Raw genomic sequence first — 22,843 nt, forward strand, 5'->3', positions numbered from 1 at the left:
TCGTTTCACTTTTTCCGTTATATTTTTTGAATGTAGAGAATTTACTGTTATTAGTCTATTATTATATTTGCAACATAATATTTTACAAAGGAGGGAATGTTGTGAAAACACTTACTAGGTTTTCAAATGCATTAATGGAGAGGTATTTACCCGATCCATACATTTTTGTAGCAATATTAACTTTATTAGTATTTTTATTGGGGATAACTTTAACAGATACTACCCCATTAGAGATGGTATCTTATTGGGGTGATGGTTTTTGGGGATTACTATCTTTTACTATGCAAATGGTTGTCGTTTTATTAGCTGGACATGTTCTAGCTAGTAGTCCAGTGTTCAAAAAGTTACTAAGTACCATGGCGAGCAGCGCTAAAACACCTGGTTCCGCAATAATTCTAGTATCTGTAGTTTCCTTAATAGGTTGTTGGATTAATTGGGGTTTTGGATTAGTTATTGGGGCTTTATTCGCAAAAGAGATTGCACGTAAAGTAAAAAATGTGGACTATCGTTTACTTATCGCGAGTGCTTACTCTGGATTTATCATTTGGCATGGTGGGTTAGCAGGATCAATCCCTCTGTCTATAGCAACAGAAGGTCATCCGTTTGCAGAGAAAATGGGTGTTATTCCTACAACTGAAACTTTATTTACAACCTATAACTTAGTTATTGTAGTAGTACTGTTAATTTCAGTTCCATTATTAAATAGATGGATGATGCCTAGCAAAGAAGAGACCTTTTCAATTGATCCAACTCTTCTCGAGGAGGAAGTAATAGAGAATAAAGAGCCATTAACAAAAACTCCTGCTTCCCGATTAGAAAGTAGTTATATTATATCGATTTTAATTGGCTTACTTGGGCTTGTATATTTAGTACAACATTTCATTACTAAAGGCTTTGATTTAAACTTAAACATCGTCAACCTAATATTCGTAACACTAGGTATTATTTGTCACGGTACACCTAAGCGGTTTTTAATTGCCGTGAAAAACGCGGCTAAGACAGTTGGAGATATCGTCATTCAATTCCCTTTTTATGCAGGGATTATGGGTATGATGGTAGCCTCCGGGTTAGCAGGGGTTGTATCCAATGCTTTTATCAATATTTCAAATGAACATACTTTCTATCTTTTTACTTTTTACGCCGCTGGTATTGTTAACTTTTTTATCCCTTCAGGTGGTGGTCAATGGGCTGTTCAAGCACCTATTATGTTAGATGCTGCCTCAGCATTGGATTTAAGCTACGCTAAAACAGCTATGGCAATTGCTTGGGGTGATGCTTGGACTAATATGATCCAACCATTCTGGGCATTACCTGCATTAGCAATTGCTGGATTAAAAGCGAAGGATATAATGGGCTATTGTGTCTTTGTCCTGTTATTAAGCGGAATAGTTATTAGTGTTGGACTTTACTTTTTTTAAAGACCATTTTTAGCAATAACGACCCCTATCAAAGTTCAGAAAGGGGTCTTTTTGTTTTATTCTTCTATTTTATTTCCTCTAGTCAATTTTTCGAATTCTTCCATATCTCTGTCCCTTTTTGGGAGGTAATTAAAAGGATTTCTTTCCTGTGCAAATTCCTCTCTTGCATTAACTTGGATACCGATTTTCGTTCCAGCAGTTGCTGTCGGATCATTATATATATTTTCCTTTTCTCCATCGAAATGTGGAGTTGCTTCGACATGTTTGTTATCACTTTTTCGAGTCATCAAATCATCTCTCCTTTAAAGATAATATGATGTTGATGAAGTTGAACTATTCCTTTTACTTTTAAGACTATAATAAAAATGCTGATTGATCCTTTTTATTTAATAAGATGCAAAAGGATATAGCACTAACCAGCTAAGAGAAATGAAGAACATTTTATTTATTCATAATGAATAATTATTGAAACACTTAATAGAGCAACTTAGAGAGTAGAACACAGATGTTCGCTTGCCGCATGCTACGCATGAGCCTACGTAGGATGAGTCGCTCCTTTGTCGCTCGCACATCCTGGTACATCCGCAATACAGCCTCATTTATAAAAAAAGGTTTTCTTGATCAAGTCAAGAAAACCTTTTTTTATAGTATCTAGTTTTACAGTAGTTTCCATCTCACTCTTCGAAGGCACTGAAAAGTCCTCAATGAGATTTCATAACAGTATGTGAACGACAAGTTTATAGAAAATCGTTGAAAAAGGCGACACTCCTACGGGACTAGCGTTAGCCGAAGACCCCGCAGCGCAGCGAGGAGGCTAAGGCAACGCCCGAGGAAAGGGAGCCGTTTCAACGATTTTCTTATTTATCGGGCAACTTTATTTAGTAAAGTCAAATTCTATAGACTTTTTCAGTGTCCTATCACTCTTCTTCGAATGGCCATTTTGGTAGCATATGAGAGAGTGTTTTATCTTCTCGGTAGCCAAGTACATATTCCGCTTGCATAATGGTATGGATTTCACGTGTTCCTTCATAAATTACAGGTGCTTTGGAATTACGTAAATATCTCGCTACTGGATATTCATCTGAATACCCATAAGCACCATGAATTTGGACAGCATCATCTGCAGCTTTATTTGCAAAGTCGCATGCTTGCCATTTTGCAAGTGACGTTTCACGTGTATTACGAACACCTTTGTTTTTTAACTCTCCTACACGGTAAACGAGTAATCGGCTCATTTGAAGTCCTGCTTCCATCTTCGCCACCATTTGTTGCACGAGCTGATGTCTTCCAATTTCCTTACCAAAAGTTTCTCTTTCATGACAGTACTTAACACTTGCTTCTAAACAAGCTAAAGAAAGTCCTACTGCTCCTGCTGCTACCGTAAACCTTCCATTATCGAGAGCAGACATAGCAATTTTAAACCCTTCTCCTTCTTTTCCTAAAAGATTCTCTTTCGGCACTCGCATATTTTCAAAAAACAGTTCACCGGTATTTCCGGATTTAATACCGTATTTCCCCTTAATTGCTTTGGAGGAGAAGCCTTCCATTGTTCGTTCTACGATGAAAGCACTTATACCGTGGTGCTTTTTAGATTTATCCGTATAGGCAAAGACGATAAAATGATCAGCCGCATCACATAATGATATCCATGTTTTTTGCCCATTAATGACATAGTGATCCCCATCGAGCACTGCAACAGTCGACATGGCCGCTACATCTGAACCTGCACCTGGTTCTGTTAATCCAAAAGCTCCTATTTTTTCTCCCTTTGCTTGGGGAACTAAATATTTTTGTTTTTGGTTTTCCGTTGCCCACTGCATAAGCGTCATAGAATTTAGTCCTATATGCACCGACACGGCAGTTCGAAAAGCCGTGTCACCACGTTCTAGTTCTTCGCAAACAATCGCAAGTGAATTATAATCCATTCCACTTCCGCCGTATTTCTCCGGAACACAAACTCCCATTAAACCAAGATCCGCTAGACGTTTCCAGATTCCTTTATCAAATGCACCTTCTATTTCCCATTTGGCTATATGAGGAATGATTTCACTATCTACAAATTGACGAACTGTTTTTCGTAAAAGGACTTGTTCCTCCGTTAATTCGAAATTCATTATTCTTCACCTCTCACAACGGTCTCTACAATATCAACCCCACGAGTTGCCATTTCTCTAATATATAATTCTCCTGGGACGATCAATTCAGGTGGGTATACGCCTCGTTTAGAAATAACATTATTCCCAATCATTTGTGCTACTACAGAAATTGTATTGGCAGTTGCTCTTGCCATTGCAGTTGTCCCAGAAAGTTTATCTTTTTTCGTAGACAATTCATATGAAAAAGTTGTGTTTTCCCCTTCTTTTATACCTTTAACGATTACACGTAATAAAACAGCATCTTCTTTATCACCAAGTAATAATTGTGGTGTTAATACTTCTTTTAAGACATCGCGAGCCTTCACCATATTTCCGTTTACATTCACAATGGTTTTTTTATTTGTTAATCCTAAATCTACAAGCAATTTAAACTTATCTGCATGCCCTTTGTAACGTATCGTTTTATATTCCAATGTGTCGATGTTCGGAAATGATTTAGGTAATGTTGAAGTTCCACCTGCAGTATGGAATGCCTCTAACTCACCATACTCATCAAAGAATATCGGCTCTATCTCTGATAGAGATTCCACTTCTTGCAGTTTACCATCCCGGATTACATGGGAAGGGTCAGTATAATGGTCAAATACACCTTCTAATGAAAAGACGATATTATACTCGAAAATCCCTTCTGGTTTTACTGGTATTCCACCCACGTATAAATGGATTCCTGAAACTTCATCTAGTTTACTAGCTCCATACCCAGCAAGAATATTAATCATACCCGGTGCTACACCTAAATCTGGGATTAGTGTGATCCCTTTCTGCTTTGCCTTTTCATGAAGTGATAGAACTGTATCTGTTGCTCCTCCAATATGGCCACCTAGATCGATTGAATGAACACCAGCATCTACTGCTAGTCTAGCTACTTTTTCATTGAACGAATAAAACAATGCATTAATGACTACATCTACCTTTTCCATGATCTGCAGTATATTCGCATCATCATTTGCATCTAATCTTAAAACATCTATTTTCGAGTTTTGTAGTCTTTCTTTAAACATCGTTGCTTGTCCCACATCTAAATCACATAATAGTACCTTTTCCACATTAGGGCTCTTCACTAAATCCCGAGCTGCTTCTTTTCCCATTAATCCTGCTCCCAATACAGCAACCTTCATGTAATCATCCCCCTATTATTCTGTATCTATTTGTGCTCTTTGCAATTTCCCACTAAAGTCTACATAAATGCTCTTCCATTCCGTATATACATCTAATGCCGCCACACCTGAGTCTCGGTGTCCATTTCCGGTACCTTTTGTCCCACCAAACGGCAAATGAATCTCAGCTCCTGTAGTTCCAGCATTAACATAAACAATTCCCGTATCTAAGTCCCGCTGAGCACGGAAGACTTTATTTACATCTCTAGAAAAGATAGAACTTGAGAGCCCAAATTTCACTCCGTTATTTACTTCTATTGCTTCTTCCAAAGAACCTACTTCAATAAGTGAAACAACTGGACCAAAAATTTCTTCTTGCGCTATTCTCATATTCGGTTTAACGTCCGTGAAAAGGGTTGGAGCATAATAATTTCCGTTTGCTAAGTCCCCTTCTTCTAATACATTTCCACCGACTAGAAGATTAGCCCCTTCCTCTTGTCCAATTTTGATGTAGGAATGAATTTTATCTAACGCTTTCTTGTTAATAACTGGCCCAATTTTGACTGATTCATCTAAGCCGTCTCCAATTGTCAACTTTTCCATTTGCTCTAGTAATTTAACTTCTAATTCTTTCTTTACATCTTTATGCACGATTACTCGACTACATGCAGTGCAACGTTGACCTGCTGTTCCGAATGCACTCCATAAAATCCCTTCTACAGCAAGAGACAAGTCTGCATCTTCCATCACAATAACAGCATTTTTTCCACCCATTTCAAGAGACACTTTCTTTAAATGCCTTCCTCCAAGCTCTGCTACTTTACTACCTGTTTCAGTAGAACCTGTAAAGGAAATCACTTTTACATCCGGGTGCTCAATCATTGCGGTTCCAACTTCCGAACCAGAACCAAAAACTATATTTGCTACCCCATCAGGTAAACCAGCCTCTTCAAATATTTTTGCCATTTCATAAGCCATCATTGGTGTTTCAGTTGCAGGCTTCCAAATGAAAGTATTTCCTGCTACTATCGCTGGAAATGACTTCCACGTAGCTATGGCTACAGGAAAATTCCAAGGTGTAATCAGTCCAACTACTCCAATTGGTGCGCGCACGCTCATCGCAAATTTATCTGCTAGCTCAGATGGTGTCGTTTCTCCAAATAACCGGCGACCTTCCCCTGCCATATAAAACGCCATGTCTATTCCTTCTTGTACTTCCCCACGGCCTTCTTCAATTACTTTTCCCATCTCTTTCGTTAGAACCTGTGCCAGATGTTCTTTCTTTTCTTTCATTAGCCTACCAATTTCATATAAATAATCTGCACGTTTTGGCGCTGGTACAAGTGCCCATTTTTTTTGTGCTTTCGTAGCAGCCGCAATAGCTAAATCTACATCCTCTTTTGTTGACATCCTTACTTCCGCCAACTGTTCTCCACTCGCTGGGTTTAAAACAGCTGTATATTTTTCCTCGCCAATATCTTGCCATTTCCCATCAAAAAAGTTTGTGAGCTTCATAATCCTATTACCTCTTTTCCTTTTTTATGAAAACGCTAACATAAAGAATACATTCTCTATTACTTGTAGAATCCCTTTAATTTTTTCTAAAAATAAGAATTTTCAGAGTGAAACTTTTCATAACATGATTCGTATTAATAAATATTGAATATGAGGAGGAAATAAACATGAACAATCACGAAATAGATTACAAATTATACGGAGACGATATGCAATTTGTAGAAATTGAACTAGACCCTCAAGAAACAGTAGTTGCAGAAGCCGGCAGTTTAATGATGATGGAAGACGGCGTTTCTATGGAGACGATCTTTGGTGACGGCTCCAGCTCTGGTGGCGGCGGTGGTCTAATGGGCAAATTAATGGGTGCAGGTAAACGTATGCTTACAGGTGAAAGTTTATTCATGACAACCTTTACGAATACAGGCAGCGGAAAGAAACATGTTTACTTTGCTTCTCCATACCCAGGTAAGATCATTCCAATGGATTTAAGCGAACATAGAGGAAAAATAATTTGTCAAAAAGATGCTTTTCTTGCAGCAGCAAAAGGTGTTTCTGTAGGGATTGAGTTTCAACGAAAATTAGGAACTGGATTCTTCGGTGGTGAAGGTTTCATCATGCAAAAGCTTGAAGGTGATGGGCTTGCATTCATTCATGCTGGCGGAACAATCCATAAAAAAGTTTTACAGCCAGGAGAGGTTTTACGAGTAGATACTGGATGCCTAGTAGCTATGACTGCTGAAGTGGATTACAATATCGAAATGGTTAAAGGTGTAAAAACAGCTCTATTTGGTGGCGAAGGGCTATTTTTTGCAACACTTCGTGGACCAGGTACAGTGTGGATTCAATCCTTACCATTTAGCCGTTTAGCAAGCCGAGTGTTTGCAGCTGCTCCTCAAACTCCAGGTGGAGGCTCACCAGGTGAAGGAAGTATTGCTGGAGGACTGTTCGATCTTTTAGGCGGAAAATAATAAATAGTGGCCTTTCTAGTAACGGGTTCGGTTGATGGGTAGAAAAATACAGGTAATTTTCATACTAATGGAATATAAATATTTAAAGGTTTAATGGAGCTACAGGGGAAAAAATAAAAAGAAGTTTAGACTCAGATGTTATTCTGAGTCTTTTTGATTTACTTCCCACAAATAAATTATTATCTAATAGGAGTTTACAAATATCTAAAGGAATTGCAAAAAAGGAGGTATAGGTAAATCTAATTTAACTAACCTTTGGTTGGTTTAGTTAAAGAAATTTATTATCTATTATTTTAGAGTGTCCTCGTCACTTCTGTATTCTAAAAGATCTCCCGGCTGACAGTCTAAAGCCTTACAAATTGCTTCTAACGTGGATAGTCGAATCGCTTTTGCCTTTCCATTTTTCAATATAGAAAGGTTAGCCATTGTTATTCCAACCCTCTCCGAAAGTTCTGTTACGCTCATTTTCCTTTTAGCCAGCATCACATCAATATTGATTATTATTGTCATGTTATTCACCTCAGACTATTAAGTCGTTCTCTGATTTTATATCGATGGCTTCTTGTAAAAGTATTTGAAGAACGGCCGCAAAAACAGCAATCACCATTGGAGCAAAAATCATCACCATTCCGATTAGTACGAGACCTGGTGCGTCATCTATCTCCGCTAGGATAAAGACGAATGGTAGGGCTACCGCATACAAGCCACTGATTGTGATAGCACAGTTTTTGATTTTCTTTAGAGCTCTTACAGATAATTTCGAGAAAGCTTTGTTCTTGTCAATATAGCTTAAAAGGTTAAAAGATTGATATAAAGCAATGTAAAACGGGATCGCCGAAACATACATAACCATTAAAATGCCATATACTACATAAGCTAAATCTGAACCTCGTTCTGCTGCTTCATTTGCTTCATTCGCTATCTGAGGCAACAAAAATAGACACAAAGCAAGAACCGGAATGCCAATAAAAATAACAGCTACCTTTAAAAAGAGTGTTGAACTTCGTTTCATAAAACGCACCTCATTTATTTATTGTTAAATTGAATTTAACACATTATTTATTGTTTTACAACAAAAAAATATTAATTATAATTACATTATTATTGTTTATAAAAATTATCAGTTTGTTTTAAACGAAATAAAAAGCACTTCTCATTACAGCTAAATGCTCTATAATTCATTTTAAAACCATGGTGCCATAGAGCCTATCCTTTAGTCTAACTCCAACGACCACGATTATAAATCCTGCCATTGTTAAAACGCCATCAATTTATATTCGTATTGATGTGCTAATTAATTTGTAAAATCTACTAAAGCATTGATATAACCACAAAAAGGAAGACACCAACTCATATGTATTGCTTCCCTTATTAGGTTGTTATTAATATTTTCTCCCCAATAACCGAACCGTTACCATTCTAGGATCCTCTTTTTCGTGTAATAAATAATGCCTGTCCGTCTACATTTTTCGGCAAATTGTTTATTTTTTATCGAACACCCCTTCATATACTATGAGTAAGATCAATAATGTGGATATTACGTTTCTATTAATTTATTGATCTTTAGTATAAAAAAGGAGGTGTTCGACATGAAAGCTTCTTTTGGTATGTGGATTGGCTGGGTGGCTATTATTCTTGCTGTAATAGGGTTCTTTTACTCACCTATTTGGTTCGGTGGAGCTGCAATAATTTTAGGCCTAATCAGCTTAGCTTCCCCTCAAAAGTTCCTAGCTTGGAGTGCAATTGTACTCGGAGCAATTGCGTTCTTTCTTCCGATGCTCTTTTAGATAAATGGTAATTATGTATTTACGGCATGTCCGGGTCAAGTTACCGCACATGCCTTTTTATATAAGAGAAGCACTAATCACGAACTTCTTTTTATATGACCGGATAAAAATAAATGTGTCCAGATACCGGATAATAATTTATCTGTCCACATAAAAAGATTTTTGACTGTATGGCATCTTTTCAATTATTTAAAAAAGCTCAGTAAGTGTTTTACCACTTACCGAGCTTTTCTCTACCTATTTGCTTGCTTTATATGCATCTAAGAATTCTTTTGCTTTTGCTGGATCTGCTACTAGCTCATTTCCAGTATCAACAAGTGGACTTACAGTGGAAACTGCTTTCTTTTTGTTTCCTTGGTAGTAATTTAAAATTTCATCTTGGTTAATTGAATAAAGAATAGCTTTTCGTAGGTCTTCGCTATCGGATACTTCACGATTTTTTGTATTAAATAACAAATAAGATACGGCATTACTATCACTTTTTTGAAGGGTTAATTTACTATCTCCTTCTACTAAATCATACTTTGTTTCTGGAACACCATTGAAAATATGAATTTCTCCATTACGTAATGCGGAAAGTGCGCTGTCAGGATCTTGAATGAAACAACAGTTACATTTGAAATTTTAGCTTCATTTTCAGTACCTGCCATATAAGCTGGGTTTTTCAAGAATATTGCCTCGTAGTCATTTTTATGAGATAAGATGTACGGACCGCTTGCATATAACGTATTGTTATATTTGTCGCCTTCTGTAACTGTGTTTTGATCTCCGTAAGGAATATCTTTATTTACATCAAATGATGCCACATCATAAGTATTAATGCTTTCTACTTGTTTTTTAGAAACAATTCCTGCAGATTGGTGAGCTAAATAATTTAGTACTTGTGGGAATGGATTTACTGTTGTAATTTTCACCACTTGATATTTGCCTGCCGCATTATCTGCATTAGTTTTGTCTTCTACCAATTCGGTAATTTTAGCGTCTAAGCCTTCTTCAAGCGCTTCTCTTACAGTAACATCGCTTCCAGATTGTTTAACATCAAGCTCTGATAAGTCAGTTACTACTTGAATGTCTTTCATACTTTCATGCAAGCTATATGTGCGGTGATCTGGAACTGAGTTTTTATCCTTTGCACGGTTTAAAGAGAATACAACATCATCTGCTCCTACGCGTTCCCCAGTGTCAACTGCTTTTTTATCTGTAACGGCAGCAAAGTTTATATCATCACGAAGAAGGAAGTAATATGATTCATTACCTTCAGCGATTGCGTGATTAAGTGATAAAGAACCATCTGAAACCACTTTATCGTCATCAGTTAAATTAACAAGTCTTACATACATATTTGTATTTAGTGTATTGATAGATCCATCATTACCTTTAATCGGATCTAAAGAAGTTAAAGTTCCGATTGCTTGTTGCATAATTAATGGTTGTGTTGCTCTTTTTGAAGTGTCTGTAAAATCAATCGTTTCCCATGCAATTGCACGTGAAGTTGCAAGTCTTACTGTATCTGCATTTAAGATTTCTTTATTTACACCTTGAGCTTTGAAAGAATTATAAAGCGGTGCAATATATGCTTTATCCAAAACAAGACGTTGCTCTAATTGTTTATATGTTTCGGTAAATTCCTCTTCTGTTTCTGTACTTGCTTGATCAATTAATTTATCCACTTCTTCATCAGACATAATACTGTTATCTCCATCTGATTTGAACAGCGAACGAACTGCGTAGTCAGGGTTTCCTGTAACCGTTGTCCAGCTAGATAAAGCTAAGTCATAGTTTCCTGCATCTTTTTGTGCAGTAAAGCTACCGTAATCAGGTTGAATATTTAACTTCACATCAAAACCATTTTTAATCAGTTGGTCACGGACGATGTTCATATCCGCTTCACCTGTACTCATGCCTAAAAGTTCAATTTCTACCTTACTTTGATCCGTGTTAGCGTCTTTATTATCATTTGCTTTATCGGCAACATCCGATTTCGTATTTACACATCCTGCTAAAACCAAAACAAAAGCAATCAGGATAGCTAATATACTTTTCTTCATACTATTTCCTCCTAAAATATAATTCTTTTTAATCCATTCTTGGATCAAAAGCATCTCGTAATCCATCACCTAAAAAGTTGAAGGATAATACTAGGCCAATAATAGCAAGCCCTGGTATTACAGCAAGATACGAATGTGATTCAAGATAGGTACTTCCTATTTTTAAAATATTTCCCCACTCTGGAATATGTGGTTCCACTCCAAGACCTAGGAAACTCAAGCTACTAGTAGCGATGACGGCTCCTCCAATTGTCAAGGTTGCCTTGACAATCATTGGGGCTAGCGAGTTCGGCACGATTTGCTTAAAAATAATAGACAAATCAGACGAACCAAGTGCACGCGCAGAATCGACAAATTCATAGTTTGAAACCATTAGTACGTTAGCTCTCATCGTTCGAGCATAGGTCGGAATTGATCCGACACTTAATGCCAAAATTAGATTCATAGTGTTTGCCCCAAATGCAGCAATAATAGCTATGGCAAGTAAAATTCCAGGAACAGCGTACAAAATATCTAGAAGACGCATAATCACATTATCTGCACGTTTCGTATAATATCCTGCTAAAGCTCCTAAAAATCCACCAATAATCGTTGGAATTATCGTGGAAGCAAATCCAACAATAAGTGAAATTCTCGCTCCAAAGACAATTCTTGAAAACAAATCTCGTCCAAAATTATCTGTACCAAATGGATGTTCCAGACTAGGATTTTGAAGTAATTCTCCGTAATTATTCTCAACAGCCATATCATAATCAAACGTGAATTTACTGCAAACCGACAATGAAAACATTAGAATGATAAAAAACATTCCTAATATTGCCGTTGAGTTGCGAGTAATTTTGCTCCACATGGTATTCCACTTCAGAATTCTAGATTGATCATGACTACGTACTTTTACAATTAAACTAATACCTAATAATAAGTTAAATATATTTCCCGTTAGGGAAGTAATTATTAACAGAATGGCAATAGCCATCATCCATGACGGTGCTAAGTTATCTTCCACATGTTTGGACACGAGAACTAGCGTTATGACTTGGAATATTAATATTCCTATCAAAATGCCCATTGCCGGTAAAAAGGTATCTGTCACATATGGTTTAAACAAATTGAGGGCCGAAATAGCTAGGATAAATATTTGTGTTAACAACATATACACAGCAAATGTGTACTCTGGTGTTTTTTTCTTTTTTATTATGTTAAATGCAAATGAAGCTATAAATATATTTGCACTCAATATGCTAAGAAGTTGAATATAGCCGAGTTTTCTCGTTTTGCTTTGTATCTCACCTGTACTCAAAAGGTCCCTCTTCATTTTCCATGTAAGGAAAAGTTGAAAAACTGTAAATACAAAATAAACAAGAAATACAGTAAAAACAGCACCCTTCAACGTCCCCTCTTTAAAGTTGAAACTGTTTACTAATAAAAGAAGGGTCACGATAAGAGAAAGAATCCATGCAAAGTTTGCTTGTGTATAATCTCGGGATAACTTCAACGCATGTTTTTGATTTGAAATCACCTTTACACCTACTTCTCTTTACAGTTGCTTCATCTTAGAACGAATGCGAGGATCAAAAAACGCATACAAAATATCGATAAGCACGTTTACTAAAGAAATTGTTATGGCAATATAAATTACCCCACCCATAATCGCTGGTATGTCTGGAACGAATTGTTTATCAACAATATAACTCCCTATACCACTAATATTGAAGACTTTCTCGGTTACTGCTGCTCCTCCGAGCATATCTCCAAACAGTAAACCAATTACTGTAATAATAGGAATCATCGCATTTCCAACTGCATGTTTCCAAAGTACCTGTTTTTCATTTAACCCCTTGGCTTTTGCTGTAATAATATAATCCTCATTAATGATTTCTAACATGGAGGATCGTGTCATCCTTGCAACAGATGCCGTCAGTCCAGTTCCAAGAACAATGACCGGCATTATGATCGACAACAAATTTTGAGGATTATAAGTTGCAGGTAACCACTGCAGTTTAATCGAGAAATTTAAAATAAATACTAAACCTTGCCAAAAGTTAGGAATAGATAATCCAATTAAAGCAACAAACATAAAAGAATAATCTAAAAACGTATTTTGCCTAGTAGCTGAAATTATTCCAACTGGTATTGCAATGACAATCGCCATTAACAATGAAAAAATTGCAATAGTTAAAGTAATTGGGAATTTATTCGCAATACTTGTGGCTACTTCTTCATTTCCAGTAAAAGAAGCTCCTAAATCAAACATAGCTATTCCTTTTATTGCATCCCATAATTGAGCCAAGTAAGACTGATCCAAACCATGCATCTGATTGAAAGCTGCAATTTGCTCTTTCGTCGCTGCTTCTCCCAAGATATTGGCTGCAGGATCAAAAGGAGATAAATATAGAATAGTAAATACTAGAATGGATACACCTGCTATAACAAATATACTCATAATTAGTCGTTCAAAAATAAACTTAACAAAAGCATTACTATACAAAATAAGTAATAGATACATAAGTATTCCGGGAATACATGAAACAACTAAAAATGCCTTTTTATTAAGTAAACTTTGAAAAAAGGAAACATAGGTTAGCTTTTTTAATCCATTTTGCTCATATTGTTCCTCTATCTTTTCAGAGAGCACTTTTGTGTATCTTTCCTCTGCAAGCTTTTCTACTTCTCTCTCCATTTCCTGTTCACTTACTTTTTCACGAAAGAAAGCATGCTTGCGCACATATTGGTTTGCAAATTCTCTCTTCAGCTCTTCTTTAAGACCCAAATTTTTCAAGGAAGCATTCATTTTTTCATAAATAATAGAATATGTATCGTTCTTCTTTTTCAATTGATAATAGAAAAAAGTGATAAAATGCAACGGAAATCCTAAAATTATCAACAAGAATTTAAACGGCGCTCTCTGCATCAATTTCCCGAAAATGAATGCAAGATGATGGGATATATCAAAATTGACAGATGGCTCTTTATTTAACCCCAACGACTATTTACCTCCTTTCCTATATTGTATAAATCCAAGTGGTATAGTATAGTATAGATTCGAACTTTTATTAAGTCAATGGATTTTAATTAATTACATATAGAATTAGGAAGGTGTTTATGTTGGAGACGGTTTTAAAAGTAAAAGATCTACATATCTCGTTTCTAACCAGCGACAAAGAATTTGAAGCTGTACGAGGTGTCAGTTTTGACGTGAAGAAAGGAGAAACTTTAGGTATTGTTGGAGAATCTGGTAGCGGAAAAAGTGTTACTGCCCGTTCCATTATGAGACTTCTTCCCTCACCTCCCTCCTTGTTGAAAAACGGAGAAATTGAGTTCCTCGGTGAAAATCTGGTAAATAAATCAGAAAAAGAAATGGAAAGTATTCGTGGAAGAGATATTAGTATGATTTTCCAAGATCCTATGACCTCTCTAAACCCTACTATCCGAATTGGAAAGCAAATCGCTGAAAGCTTAATTAAACATCAAAAGTTATCTAAAAAGGAAGCATACAAGCAAGCAGTTGAACTACTTAAACTTGTAGGCATTAAAAATAGTGAAGAACGTTTTAATCAATATCCACATGAATTTTCTGGGGGAATGCGTCAACGTGTCATGATTGCAATTGCACTTGCATGTCGACCTACTTTACTAATTGCAGATGAACCGACTACAGCACTAGATGTAACGATTCAAGCACAAATATTAAATCTGATGAAAGATATGCAGACACGTTTTGGAACATCCATTATTTTGATCACCCATGATTTAGGAGTTGTCGCAGGTATGTGTGACAGGGTTGCAGTGATGAAGGATGGGGAAATTGTTGAAACTGGAACAACAGAAGAGATCTTTGAAAACCCTCAACATGCTTATACCAAAAGATTGCTCAATGCCCTTCCTCGTCTGGATCAAAAGAAAAAACCTAAACGTCCCCCTCTTCGCTCTATTGGAATAGAAGAAGGAAAACCATTACTCGATGTTAGGTCTCTAAAACAACATTTCCATACCGGAAAAGGCAATGTATTAAAAGCAGTCGATGATATCAGCTTTTTCATAAAACCGGGAGAAACGTTAGGTTTAGTTGGAGAATCTGGATCAGGAAAGTCTACAACCGGTAGAGCTGTTTTACGACTTCACGAGCCGACAGATGGAGACATATTATATCAAGGTATAGCCATTAACAGATTAAACAAAAATGAATTGAAAACAATGCGACGTCATATGCAAATGATCTTTCAAGATCCCTATTCGTCTTTAAACCCACGCTTTAAAGTCCTTGATATTATAGGGCAAGCATTAGATATTCATCAGTTGAGTAAAAACAATGAGGAAAGAAAAAATAGAGTAGAAGAATTGCTTGTAATGGTTGGATTAAAACCAGAGCATGCAATGCGGTATCCACATGAGTTTTCAGGTGGGCAGCGACAAAGAATAGGAATTGCTCGAGCACTTGCAGTAGAACCTGACTTTATTGTTTGTGATGAACCATTGTCCGCATTAGATGTTTCTATCCAAGCACAAATAGTTGAATTACTTGAGGACCTTCAACATCGGTTGGGACTTACCTATCTCTTTATCGCCCACGATTTATCGATGGTCAAGCATATTAGTGATAGAGTGGCAGTTATGTATGCTGGAAAAATTGTCGAGCTTGCAGAAAGTGAAGAATTGTACTCTAACCCATTGCACCCATACACAAAATCATTATTAGCAGCAATTCCAATTCCAGATCCTAAAATTGAAGCAAAGAAAAAACGATCACTAATGGAAGAAAATCGGGAAAAAGATCGATATCAATTATCACAATCAGAATTAGTAGAAGTCTCCAAAGGACATTGGGTTGCTATACCGAAAAATTAAGCACCTCCTATTGTACTATTTAGAAATACACATAAAAAAAGACCTTGTATAAAAATTCATCCCGTGATAAACTTACCTAAATTAATTTTTTGAAAATTTTATATTTTATTTCTTATCAAGAGAGACGGAGGGATTGGCCCGAAGATGTCTCAGCAACCAGCCGAATAAAGGTGTGGTGCTAATTCCAATAGACGTTCTACGTCTTGAAGATAAGAAGACTAACTTCAGTATTTTATTGAGGATTCTCTTCTTATTAGAGAATCCTCTTTTTTTATTTTTGGCAGACTCCAGCGCACTGCCCCTCGAGGTTATATGTGAAATAGCTGCTCCAGCGCAAAGCTCGTCACAAACACAGACGACAATAACTTTTGCGGTGGCTGAAAAGCTGCCTCCTAGGTCTTCTGGGCTCGGAGATGAGGGTCATGCATCCTTTACTACAGGATGAGGTGAACTTAAGATGCATTCTTTTCACATTTGCTTGTTGGGGCAAACATAGGCGCTTGCGCATTTATAATTTAATAGTAAAGGATGAATAATGATGTCTAAAAAGAGTATAGAAACTCAGCTAGTACAATTAGGGAACCATAGTGATTCGAAGACAGGAGCTGTAAATCCACCAATCTATTTATCTACCGCTTACAAGCATGCCGGACTTGGTCAATCAACTGGTTATGACTATACACGTACAAAAAACCCGACAAGAGCTATATTAGAAGAAGGCATCGCGAAGCTAGAAGCTGGAGAAGCGGGATTTGCCTGTAGTTCCGGTATGGCTGCAATTCAATTGGTATTATCTCTATTTAAATCAGGAGATGAACTGATTGCCCCAGAGGATCTTTATGGCGGGACTTATCGCTTATTTAATCAGTACGCAGATTCCTACAATATACGCACATCCTATTCAAAGTTTGAAACTGTTCAAGAAGTAGAAGCCCTCATTACTAAAAACACAAAAGCAATCTTTATAGAAACGCCTACTAACCCGTTAATGCAAGAAATCGACATAGAGCAATATGCGACATTAGCTAAAAAGCATCATTTATTATTAATCGTGGATAATACATTCTTAACCCCTTACTTACAGCGCCCAATTGAACTTGGTGCCGATATTGTTATTCACAGCGGCACAAAATACATTGGCGGCCATAACGATGTTCTTGCTGGTCTCGTTGTTTCTAAAGGCACCGATATAGGTGAAAAATTACTAATAAATCATAATGCAGCAGGTGCAGTGCTTTCTCCATTTGATTCATGGTTATTAATAAGGGGGTTAAAAACACTTCACTTACGTATGAAACAGCATGATGCAAATGCAAAAAAGATTGCTGAATTCTTACAAAATGAATCAGCAGTAAAGGATGTTTTATATTCTGGAAAAGGCGGAATGCTTTCTTTCCGCTTACAAAAAAGTGAATGGATTAATCCCTTTCTTGAAAACCTCCAATTAATCGTTTTTGCAGAAAGCCTTGGAGGAGTGGAAAGTTTTATCACCTATCCCGCAACTCAAACACACGCGGAAATTCCAGAAGAAGAACGTATAGCACGTGGTGTAGATAACAGCCTATTACGCTTCTCTGTTGGTGTTGAAGAGGCAGAGGACTTAATACACGACTTGAAACAAGTTTTTGCATTATTGGAAAGTGAGGTGTCCGTAAAATGAGTGGATATAAAGAGTCATTAGAAACGAGTATTGTCGTGGCATCAACTCGTGGGCATGGAGAGAGAAAAACTGGTGCTGTCAATGTCCCGATTTATCTGTCCTCTACCTTCCATCAAGAAAGCTTTGATGAATTTGGTCCATATGATTATAGCCGTTCTGGAAATCCAACGAGAGATGCTTTAGAAAAAACGATTGCAGAACTAGAAGGTGGTACTCGAGGTTTAGCATTCGCCTCCGGACTTGCTGCAATCTCTTCCGCATTCATGCTCCTATCCGCAGGTGATCATATTGTTATTACAGAAGATGTCTATGGAGGTACATTTCGTTTTGTAACCGAGGTATTGCCTCGTATTGGAATTAAGCATACTTTCGTTGATTTTACGGATTTAGAATCCGTTGCTTCAGCGATTCGCTCCAATACAAAATTGATTTATATTGAAACACCATCCAATCCATGTCTAGGTATAACGGATATTAATCGAATCGTGGAGCTCGCTAAAGCAAACAATTGCCTAACCTTTTTAGATAATACATTTATGACACCACTTTACCAACGTCCACTCGACCTTGGAGTAGATGTAGTTTTACATAGCGCTACTAAATTTTTATCAGGACACAGTGACATAATTGCAGGTCTAGCTGTTACAAAAGATGAGGAACTTGGAAAACGATTAGCATTCCTTCAAAATTCATTCGGTGCGATTTTAGGTGCCCAAGATTCATTTTCACTTATTCAAGGAATTAAAACGTTGAGCGTTCGATTTGAAAAATCAGCAGATTCAGCCCAACAGATTGCTGCCTATTTAAACAATCATACTTTAGTCGAAGAAGTTTATTATCCAGGGTTAACATCCCATCCAGGATATGAAATTCATGCACAGCAAGCAACAAACCCTGGGGCAGTCCTCTCCTTCCGTTTACCTACGCAAGCAATAGCAAAAGCATTTGTTGAAAGTGTTCAGATTCCTGTTTTCGCTGTAAGTCTTGGCGGAGTGGAATCTATTCTTTCCCACCCTGCCCAGATGTCCCATGCCGCTATGCCAAAATCGGAACGGGAAAAACGAGGAATCACTGATGGATTACTTCGATTCTCAGTTGGTTTAGAAAATGTAGATGATTTAATAGCAGACTTCGATCAAGCACTTCTAGTAGCTGCAAAACTAATAGAGAAAGTTGGAATTTAACATGACAAATCAATTAGTACTTAAAGCGCCTTTTAAAGCAGATCACGTTGGAAGTTTTTTACGTCCAGAACGTTTAAAACAAGCTCGTTTACAATATGAAAATAAAGAAATTACTGCAGATCAATTAAAACAGATCGAAAACGAAGAGATTATAAAACTAGTAGAAAAACAAAAAAAGACAGGGTTAGTATCCGTTACAGATGGGGAATTTCGTCGTAAATGGTGGCACTTTGACTTTCTAGGAGGCCTTGATGGAGTAGAGTTCTATGAAACAGATAAAGGACTCTCCTTTAAAGGAGTACAAACTAGAGCACACGGTATTAAAGTAACAGGTAAGCTCGGTTTTAGCACTCATTATATGATTGATCACTTCAAGTTTCTAAAAAGTATCGCTGGAGACTCCGTTGTTAAGTTTACTATCCCGAGCCCAAATATGCTTTACTATAGAGCAACAATTGAAGAAGGCGTATATAGCAGTGACGAAGATTTATTTAATGATTTAATCGCTGCATATCAAGACGTAATTCAGGCATTATATGATGAGGGCTGTCGATATCTACAAATCGATGATACATCTTGGGCAACCTCTTTTTCTGAGGAAGGCATTGCTTCTTTAAAAGAACGCGGTTTAGATTTGGAGCATGCTCTTCAACTTTCTGCACGCGCCATCAACGAATCCATCGCAAAAAGACCTGATGATATGCTCGTAACTATGCATATTTGTCGTGGTAATTTCCGTTCTACATATATTACGAGCGGAAGCTATGAGTTGGTTTCGGAAACGATTTTTGGTGGACTAAATGTAGACGGTCTTTTCTTAGAATTTGACGATGAGCGCTCTGGAAGCTTTGAACCACTTCGTCATGTGAACCGTTCTGATTTATATATCGTACTTGGTTTAATAACTTCCAAACATGGTGCTTTAGAAGACGCGGACCAAATAAAAGCAAGAATTGCAGAAGCAACAAAATATGTGCCTCTAGAACAGTTATGCTTAAGTCCACAATGCGGCTTCTCTTCTACGGAGGAAGGAAACATTCTTACAGAAGAAGAACAATGGGAAAAAATCCGCCATGTCGTTCAAATCGCAGAAGACGTTTGGAAATAAAATATGTTGGTAAAGTGTGGATCAGAGCAACCAAATAAGATATAAAGCGACTAGTTTATTCAATAGACCGACCATTTCCCCCCAAAAAAGAGTTAACTTCATAAATTAACATAAAAAGTGTGTGATTTTATTTTGATCACACACTTTTCTCTTGCTCCAAGTTGTGGAGAACTTGTTGATATCTTTAATCGTACTGTATGATTTTGTTTTCCTAATGTTTTATTAATTACTTCATGGGTAAATAAATTATACGTTATTAATTGAAGGAGGAATATTCTATGACCAATCATCTATATGAACACTCAACAGACGACATCGTAAAAGAAACAGGAGAATACACTTGCGAAGCTGGTATTACGAAAACATTATATAAGGGCGATAAATTTCCTTCTTGCCCAGAATCGGAAATTTCGACCTATTGGAAGCATTCGGAAAGTCATTATCATAATTCTGGAGATAAGGTAACGGAATCCGGTAAATATGTAGATGAAGACGGAGATGAATTAGAATTAGAAGCAGGAGCAGGAGCAACATTCCCAAATTGCCCTAAATCTGGAACACCTACTAAATGGAAACACGCAGGAAATTTATAAAATTGTGGCTGGCTCTTTGCCAGCCTTTCTAATTAGAGCAATCCTTTGACAAAATCAATCGTAAAGTCTTGTACAAATAAAAACAAAAGCCATCCACAAATCCCTAATCCGATAGACACGAATAAATGGAGAGAATTTTGTAAGGAGATATAAACAATTAACAACATCACTGCGGTAGCAGGAAATCCCCAAAGAACTCCTAATGCAAACTTACTTAACACAGTAGTTTGTTCACCTTGTACATATAACCATATAATACTTAAAAGGCTAACTAAAGGAAGCGCAGCAATTATTCCGCCATAGGTCGGAAACCTTCTCGAAACTTCTGTTACAATCCCTATTAAAATAGCAGAAATCATTATTTTCACAATTACATACATTTATTCGCACCCTTACTTAATATTTCTAATGCTTTCTCAATCATCATTCTTTCTTGGTTCGATAGCTGCTCTAGTACTATTTTTAATTTTTCCTCATCCAAATTCGTATTTCGATGTAACACGCTTTTGCCTAGCTCAGTTAAAGTTAAACTTACTTTCCTTTGATCCTCGGCGCTCTTTTCTTTTTTAATATATTTTTTCTCCAATAATCTCTTTACATGTTCTGATGCTGTATTAGGCGAAATTTGTAAAAAAATAGCTACATCATTCACGCCAACAAATTGTTTTTTTCTATAAGCTGAAGTATACGTACTGCCTGATGGGAGATTTTATCCTCATGTGGATAATGTAAATAAAAATAAATATCTGTCCAATATTGATTTAGCCTCGTTATTTGCTCGGTCACCTTTGTATCCTCCCTTAAATAATACTTATTTATATCGTAACATACGATATAAATAAAGAGCAAAAAAACCTCCGAATACCGACATTCGGTCTTCGAAGGTAATCTTATCTATCTTATTTTGGTCTTTCTATCGAAAATACTTCACCAATTTTAGCGTAGTTAGAACCTGCTAAACGGCTAACCGCTCCAAGTGTTTGATGATTGATTCTCCCGTCTTCGTAAATAGATTCATCTATATGAAAATGAACTATTTTTCCTATAATGAGATCCGTTCCAATAGAATGACCATCACCCAACTCAATAATTTGCTCTAAAGTGCATTCAAACCTAACTTTCGCTTCTTTGATTCCTGGAGTACCGATTATTTCACTTGATGCCAAGGTTAACCCAGCTTTTTTGATTTCACTTTCATTCGGAGGCAGCGAGACAGCAGTTATATTAATCTTTTCTACATTTTCTTCATCCACAATGTGGACAACAAACTCATTTCTTTCTAAAATGTTTCGTGCGGTATCTTTTCGTTCTCCATTTTTCCGCTGAATCGCAAGGGAAATCATTGGCGGATTAGACGAAACAATATTGAAAAAACTAAAGGGTGCACCGTTTATCGTTCCATCTTTCGCCAAACTGGTTACAAATGCAATCGGTCTAGGAATTATACTACCGATTACCAATTTATAATTTTCTCTTTCTGTACTTTTTTTCGGATCAAAGGAAAGCAAAGGGATTCCTCCTCAAATTAGTCAAAGTTTCTTATTTTGATTGGAATTAACTCATTGTTCAATCGTTCTCGATACTTTTCATATTGATAAGGTAGCATTAAATTCTCGCCCATAGTTTCAAGCGATTCATCATGAGCAAATCCTGGAGGATCCGTTGCAATTTCAAATAAAATCTCTCCATGCTTTCTGAGTAGATTGCATTAAAGTAGTTTCTATCTTTTACTTCGGTTACTCCATATCCATGATTGCCTACATATTGCTGCCAATCTAGTTGATCTTTATCATCTTCAGCTCTCCAAGCAATATGATGAACTGTGCCTACACCCATTTGCCCACGGCCTCTAGATGTCGTTTTTAAATCGATCACATTCCCGATTTCACCAATTGATTTGAAACGAATTAAATCACCTTCTTCTGCAATTTTCTTAAGGCCCATCACTTCTTCTAGTGTTTTTGCAGTTTTTTCTGGTTGTGTTGAAAACAATATTGCTCCACCAAAACCTTTAATTGCTACTTCAGCGGTGATATCACCAAAAGTCCAATTGTTAGCTTCACCATCTTCTCTTTCCACTAGTTCTAACCGGAGGCCATGTGGGTCCTCCAACGTAATATAAGTTTCTCCAAAGCGTGATTCCTTATTAAAAAGAACACCTAATTTTTCCAATCTATTTTCCCAAAAAGGCATTGCCCCAACTGGTATCACATAAGATGTCACACCAACTTGTCCATCCCCAATTTTCCCTTGATAAGCGCCAACCCATGGAAAAAATGTAATAATAGTCCCTGGTTTTCCTCCACCATTCCCGAAGTATAAATGATATGTTCCTGGGTCATCGAAATTAATTGTTTTCTTCACTAACCGTAGTCCTAAAATCCCTCCATAAAAATCGACATTTTCCTGTGGATGTCCTACAATTGCCGTAATATGGTGTATTCCTGCTGTTTTTTTCATTTTA

18 protein-coding genes, 3 pseudogenes and 1 riboswitch are annotated in these 22,843 nt (G+C 36.8%); of the genes and pseudogenes, 8 read left to right on the plus strand and 13 right to left on the minus strand.

Features of this window, described 5'->3' with window-relative positions:
- Nucleotides 1–101: 101 nt before the first annotated feature.
- The gene (locus PGC35_RS03520; RefSeq protein WP_375218202.1) at nt 102–1,418 is read left to right on the plus strand and encodes a short-chain fatty acid transporter; all 1,317 of its coding nucleotides are present in this window, start codon (nt 102–104) and stop codon (nt 1,416–1,418) included.
- A gap of 56 nt (nt 1,419–1,474) precedes the next feature.
- Here the strand turns inward: PGC35_RS03520 and PGC35_RS03525 are convergent, their stop codons facing one another.
- The 4 genes from PGC35_RS03525 to PGC35_RS03540 all read right to left on the minus strand — a co-directional run bounded on the left by PGC35_RS03525 (nt 1,475) and on the right by PGC35_RS03540 (nt 6,186).
- Nucleotides 1,475–1,705: a hypothetical protein gene (locus tag PGC35_RS03525; RefSeq protein WP_056828221.1), complete on the minus strand. Its 231-nt coding sequence runs from the start codon at nt 1,703–1,705 to the stop codon at nt 1,475–1,477.
- A 630-nt stretch (nt 1,706–2,335) separates the two neighbouring features.
- Nucleotides 2,336–3,532, minus strand: a complete 1,197-nt coding sequence (locus tag PGC35_RS03530; protein ID WP_375218203.1) for an acyl-CoA dehydrogenase family protein — start codon at nt 3,530–3,532, stop codon at nt 2,336–2,338.
- Nucleotides 3,532–4,692, minus strand: a complete 1,161-nt coding sequence (locus PGC35_RS03535; RefSeq protein WP_375218204.1) for a saccharopine dehydrogenase family protein — start codon at nt 4,690–4,692, stop codon at nt 3,532–3,534. Before PGC35_RS03535 ends, PGC35_RS03530 begins: the two co-directional genes overlap by 1 nt.
- Nucleotides 4,693–4,707: 15 nt before the next feature.
- Nucleotides 4,708–6,186, minus strand: coding sequence for an aldehyde dehydrogenase family protein (locus PGC35_RS03540; protein WP_375218205.1), 1,479 nt, complete (start codon nt 6,184–6,186; stop codon nt 4,708–4,710).
- 167 nt (nt 6,187–6,353) lie between these two features.
- On the opposite strand from PGC35_RS03540, the gene PGC35_RS03545 reads away from it, so the two are divergent.
- Nucleotides 6,354–7,154, plus strand: a complete 801-nt coding sequence (locus tag PGC35_RS03545; protein WP_056828228.1) for a TIGR00266 family protein — start codon at nt 6,354–6,356, stop codon at nt 7,152–7,154.
- Nucleotides 7,155–7,442: 288 nt separating this feature from the next.
- Here the strand turns inward: PGC35_RS03545 and PGC35_RS03550 are convergent, their stop codons facing one another.
- Nucleotides 7,443–7,664 (minus strand): helix-turn-helix domain-containing protein, encoded by a 222-nt coding sequence (locus PGC35_RS03550; protein WP_053590641.1) that lies wholly within the window; start codon nt 7,662–7,664, stop codon nt 7,443–7,445.
- Between the two features lie 10 nt (nt 7,665–7,674).
- Complete coding sequence (locus PGC35_RS03555) at nt 7,675–8,166, minus strand: DUF2975 domain-containing protein (protein ID WP_375218206.1); 492 nt, start codon at nt 8,164–8,166, stop codon at nt 7,675–7,677.
- A gap of 577 nt (nt 8,167–8,743) precedes the next feature.
- Between PGC35_RS03555 and PGC35_RS03560 the strand changes: the two genes are divergently transcribed.
- Nucleotides 8,744–8,941 carry a hypothetical protein gene (locus PGC35_RS03560; RefSeq protein WP_053590643.1) on the plus strand — a complete coding sequence of 66 codons (198 nt, stop codon included), beginning with the start codon at nt 8,744–8,746 and terminating at the stop codon, nt 8,939–8,941.
- 237 nt (nt 8,942–9,178) lie between these two features.
- Here the strand turns inward: PGC35_RS03560 and PGC35_RS03565 are convergent.
- The 3 genes and pseudogenes from PGC35_RS03565 to PGC35_RS03575 form a co-directional block, all read right to left on the minus strand.
- Nucleotides 9,179–10,989 (minus strand): annotated as a pseudogene (locus PGC35_RS03565) (ABC transporter substrate-binding protein).
- A gap of 28 nt (nt 10,990–11,017) precedes the next feature.
- On the minus strand, nt 11,018–12,508 hold the full coding sequence (locus PGC35_RS03570) for an ABC transporter permease (protein ID WP_375218207.1): 1,491 nt from the start codon (nt 12,506–12,508) through the stop codon (nt 11,018–11,020).
- Between the two features lie 18 nt (nt 12,509–12,526).
- On the minus strand, nt 12,527–13,900 hold the full coding sequence (locus PGC35_RS03575) for an ABC transporter permease (protein WP_375218274.1): 1,374 nt from the start codon (nt 13,898–13,900) through the stop codon (nt 12,527–12,529).
- Between the two features lie 191 nt (nt 13,901–14,091).
- Here PGC35_RS03575 and PGC35_RS03580 point away from each other — a divergent pair, with 191 nt between their 5' ends.
- From PGC35_RS03580 to PGC35_RS03600, 5 genes are all read left to right on the plus strand, one after another.
- Entirely contained in the window at nt 14,092–15,834 is a 1,743-nt protein-coding gene (locus tag PGC35_RS03580) for an ABC transporter ATP-binding protein (protein WP_375218208.1), read from the plus strand.
- A 109-nt stretch (nt 15,835–15,943) separates the two neighbouring features.
- Nucleotides 15,944–16,050: riboswitch (SAM riboswitch) on the plus strand.
- 322 nt (nt 16,051–16,372) lie between these two features.
- Entirely contained in the window at nt 16,373–17,494 is a 1,122-nt protein-coding gene (locus tag PGC35_RS03585) for a methionine biosynthesis PLP-dependent protein (RefSeq protein WP_375218209.1), read from the plus strand.
- Nucleotides 17,491–18,678 (plus strand): cystathionine beta-lyase, encoded by a 1,188-nt coding sequence (metC, locus tag PGC35_RS03590; RefSeq protein WP_375218210.1) that lies wholly within the window; start codon nt 17,491–17,493, stop codon nt 18,676–18,678. Before PGC35_RS03585 ends, metC begins: the two co-directional genes overlap by 4 nt.
- 1 nt (nt 18,679) lies before the next feature.
- The gene (locus PGC35_RS03595; RefSeq protein ID WP_375218211.1) at nt 18,680–19,786 is read left to right on the plus strand and encodes a 5-methyltetrahydropteroyltriglutamate--homocysteine S-methyltransferase; all 1,107 of its coding nucleotides are present in this window, start codon (nt 18,680–18,682) and stop codon (nt 19,784–19,786) included.
- A gap of 278 nt (nt 19,787–20,064) precedes the next feature.
- A complete protein-coding gene (locus PGC35_RS03600) occupies nt 20,065–20,379 on the plus strand; it encodes a hypothetical protein (RefSeq protein WP_375218212.1) in 315 nt (104 codons plus the stop codon).
- A 32-nt stretch (nt 20,380–20,411) separates the two neighbouring features.
- On the opposite strand, the gene PGC35_RS03605 is transcribed toward PGC35_RS03600, so the two are convergent.
- From PGC35_RS03605 to PGC35_RS03620, 4 genes and pseudogenes are all read right to left on the minus strand, one after another.
- Nucleotides 20,412–20,759 carry a DUF3147 family protein gene (locus PGC35_RS03605; protein WP_375218213.1) on the minus strand — a complete coding sequence of 116 codons (348 nt, stop codon included), beginning with the start codon at nt 20,757–20,759 and terminating at the stop codon, nt 20,412–20,414.
- Nucleotides 20,750–21,165 (minus strand): annotated as a pseudogene (locus PGC35_RS03610) (MarR family winged helix-turn-helix transcriptional regulator). The gene PGC35_RS03605 and the pseudogene PGC35_RS03610 overlap by 10 nt, the downstream one beginning before the upstream one ends.
- 113 nt (nt 21,166–21,278) lie before the next feature.
- A complete protein-coding gene (locus PGC35_RS03615; protein WP_056828249.1) occupies nt 21,279–21,887 on the minus strand; it encodes a flavin reductase family protein in 609 nt (202 codons plus the stop codon).
- Nucleotides 21,888–21,904: 17 nt separating this feature from the next.
- Nucleotides 21,905–22,839 (minus strand): annotated as a pseudogene (locus tag PGC35_RS03620) (ring-cleaving dioxygenase).
- Nucleotides 22,840–22,843 lie beyond the last annotated feature (4 nt).

Source organism: Psychrobacillus sp. PGGUH221 (genome assembly GCF_042055255.1).
GTDB lineage: Bacteria > Bacillota > Bacilli > Bacillales_A > Planococcaceae > Psychrobacillus.

What these genes read in the sequence shown, in the direction of transcription:
- PGC35_RS03575 (WP_375218274.1), bottom strand. Translation starts at nt 13,900, where the DNA reads ATGCAGAGAGCGCCGTTTAAATTCTTGTTGATAATTTTAGGATTTCCG.
- PGC35_RS03540 (WP_375218205.1), bottom strand. Translation starts at nt 6,186, where the DNA reads ATGAAGCTCACAAACTTTTTTGATGGGAAATGGCAAGATATTGGCGAG.
- PGC35_RS03595 (WP_375218211.1), top strand. Translation starts at nt 18,680, where the DNA reads ATGACAAATCAATTAGTACTTAAAGCGCCTTTTAAAGCAGATCACGTT.
- PGC35_RS03600 (WP_375218212.1), top strand. Translation starts at nt 20,065, where the DNA reads ATGACCAATCATCTATATGAACACTCAACAGACGACATCGTAAAAGAA.
- metC (WP_375218210.1), top strand. Translation starts at nt 17,491, where the DNA reads ATGAGTGGATATAAAGAGTCATTAGAAACGAGTATTGTCGTGGCATCA.
- PGC35_RS03605 (WP_375218213.1), bottom strand. Translation starts at nt 20,759, where the DNA reads ATGTATGTAATTGTGAAAATAATGATTTCTGCTATTTTAATAGGGATT.
- PGC35_RS03550 (WP_053590641.1), bottom strand. Translation starts at nt 7,664, where the DNA reads ATGACAATAATAATCAATATTGATGTGATGCTGGCTAAAAGGAAAATG.
- PGC35_RS03585 (WP_375218209.1), top strand. Translation starts at nt 16,373, where the DNA reads ATGTCTAAAAAGAGTATAGAAACTCAGCTAGTACAATTAGGGAACCAT.
- PGC35_RS03530 (WP_375218203.1), bottom strand. Translation starts at nt 3,532, where the DNA reads ATGAATTTCGAATTAACGGAGGAACAAGTCCTTTTACGAAAAACAGTT.
- PGC35_RS03545 (WP_056828228.1), top strand. Translation starts at nt 6,354, where the DNA reads ATGAACAATCACGAAATAGATTACAAATTATACGGAGACGATATGCAA.
- PGC35_RS03580 (WP_375218208.1), top strand. Translation starts at nt 14,092, where the DNA reads ATGTTGGAGACGGTTTTAAAAGTAAAAGATCTACATATCTCGTTTCTA.
- PGC35_RS03535 (WP_375218204.1), bottom strand. Translation starts at nt 4,692, where the DNA reads ATGAAGGTTGCTGTATTGGGAGCAGGATTAATGGGAAAAGAAGCAGCT.
- PGC35_RS03555 (WP_375218206.1), bottom strand. Translation starts at nt 8,166, where the DNA reads ATGAAACGAAGTTCAACACTCTTTTTAAAGGTAGCTGTTATTTTTATT.
- PGC35_RS03560 (WP_053590643.1), top strand. Translation starts at nt 8,744, where the DNA reads ATGAAAGCTTCTTTTGGTATGTGGATTGGCTGGGTGGCTATTATTCTT.
- PGC35_RS03525 (WP_056828221.1), bottom strand. Translation starts at nt 1,705, where the DNA reads ATGACTCGAAAAAGTGATAACAAACATGTCGAAGCAACTCCACATTTC.